At 66.4% G+C, this 752-nt stretch carries 1 protein-coding gene; it reads right to left on the bottom strand.

Annotated elements, in window-relative coordinates:
• Window positions 1–752 (bottom strand): AI-2E family transporter (locus tag MKK64_RS24960; protein WP_243938264.1); only part of this gene is annotated, 752 nt, incomplete at both ends.

Genomic DNA, 752 nt, shown 5'->3' with positions numbered 1-752 from the left:
CGGATGTTCTCCAGTTGGACAGGTGTGACGACTCCGCGGGCGTAGTCGTTGGCGGCGAGCTGCAGGCCCTTGAGCGCCACCTCGTCGTAGTACGACGATAACGACCTCTCCTTCAGCATCGCCTCGCCCAGGTCACGCGCCTCGTCCGGATCGCCCGCGAGCATGCGCTGGTAGAAGTTCTCCACCGGGGTCAGCGGGGGCCGGTCGCCGAGCAGGATGTCTAGGAACTCCAGGCTGTCGACGTGGCGGCCGAGGACGACGAGGCATACCGTGAACGGGGTCGCCAGGATCAGGCCGATGGGCCCCCACAGGAAGCCCCAGAACAGGGTCGAGACGATCACGGCGAACGGCGAAAGACCGGTCGAATGCCCGTAGAGAAGCGGCTCGATCACCTGCCCGAAGATTGGCTCGGCGATCAGGAACAGGGCCGCAGTCGCGATCACCATCGACCAGCCCGGATCGACCGCCGCGGCCAGAGCCACGGGGAGGATGCCTGAGATGAAGGCCCCGATGTAGGGGACGAAGCGCATCAGGGCCGAGAACACGCCCCACAGGATCGGGTTGGGGACGCCGATGAACCAGAGGCCGACGCCGACGATGACGCCGAAGGCGGCGTTCATGCCGAGCTGGGCGAGAAAGTAGGTGCCGAGACGACCGGCCGCGTCATCCATCGCCACGGTGGTGCGATGCAGGTCGCTCGACCCGAACAGGCGGATCATGCGGTTGCGCAGGTCCTCACGCTGAAGGAGCAG

Source organism: Methylobacterium sp. E-025, from assembly GCF_022829705.1.
Taxonomy (GTDB): Bacteria; Pseudomonadota; Alphaproteobacteria; order Rhizobiales; family Beijerinckiaceae; genus Methylobacterium.
The sequence above is the reverse complement of the archived record's forward strand: the minus strand, read 5'-3'. Positions and strand labels throughout refer to the sequence as shown.